1 protein-coding gene is annotated in these 1,130 nt (G+C 67.1%); it reads right to left on the bottom strand.

Going from position 1 to position 1,130, the window contains the following annotated elements; translation table 11 throughout:
- On the bottom strand, window positions 1-1,130 hold a 1,130-nt coding region (locus tag U4Z64_RS37260; RefSeq protein ID WP_321822680.1), incomplete at both ends, for an AMP-binding protein.

The following is a 1,130-nucleotide window of genomic DNA, read 5'->3' on the forward strand; positions in this document are numbered from 1 at the left end:
GGACGCTTGATGACGAGAATCCCGCCTTGCCCGTTCGGCACGTCCTGGCCCGTCTCGTCGACCACCGCGGCCATGATGCCCGGCAGCGGCAGCGTGCACGAACCCGGCACCGTCGGCGTCGCGCCCGGCAGCGGCGTGATCATGTGGCCGCCGGTTTCGGTCTGCCACCACGTGTCGACGATCGGGCAGCGCTCCTGGCCGACGTGCTTGTGGTACCACATCCACGCTTCCGGATTGATCGGCTCGCCGACCGTGCCGATGATGCGCAGGCTCGACAGGTCGTAACTCTTCGGGTGGACCTTGTCGTCGGCTTCCGCAGCCTTGATCAGCGAACGGATCGCGGTCGGCGCGGTGTAGAACACCGTGACCTTGTGATCGCCGATCATCTTCCAGAAGCGGCCGGCGTCCGGATACGTCGGCACGCCCTCGAACACGACCTGCGTGCCGCCGCACGCGAGCGGGCCGTACGTGATGTACGTGTGGCCGGTGACCCAGCCGATGTCGGCCGTGCACCAGAACACGTCGGCCGGCTTCCAGTCGAAGGTCCACTTCATCGTCTGCGCGGCCCACAGCAGGTAGCCGCCGGTGCTGTGCTGCACGCCCTTCGGCTTGCCGGTCGAGCCCGACGTATACAGGATGAACAGCGGATGCTCGGCGCCGACCCATTCCGGCGCGCAGGTGTCGGATTCGCCGTCGGCGATCTCGTGCATCCACAGGTCGCGTTCGGCATGCCAGTCGATCTTGCCGCCGGTGCGGCGATAGACGATCACGCTCTTGACCGCTTCGCAGCCGCCCATCGCGAGCGCTTCGTCGGCGATGCTCTTGAGCGGCAGCGTCTTGCCGCCGCGCGCCTGTTCGTCGGCGGTGATGAGCGCAACGGCGCCGACGTCGACGAGCCGCTCGTTGAGCGATTTCGCGGAGAAGCCGCCGAACACGACGGAGTGCGTGGCGCCGATGCGCGCGCAGGCCTGCATCGCGACGATGCCTTCGATCGACATCGGAATATAGATGATGACGCGATCGCCCTTGCCGATCCCGCGTTTCTTCAGCGCGTTCGCGAAGCGCGACACGCGTGCCAGCAGCTCGGCATAGGTGACGCGCGTGACGGTGCCGTCGTCGGCCTCGAAGAT

This window comes from Burkholderia sp. BCC1996, from assembly GCF_905339955.1.
Classification (GTDB): Bacteria; Pseudomonadota; Gammaproteobacteria; order Burkholderiales; family Burkholderiaceae; genus Burkholderia.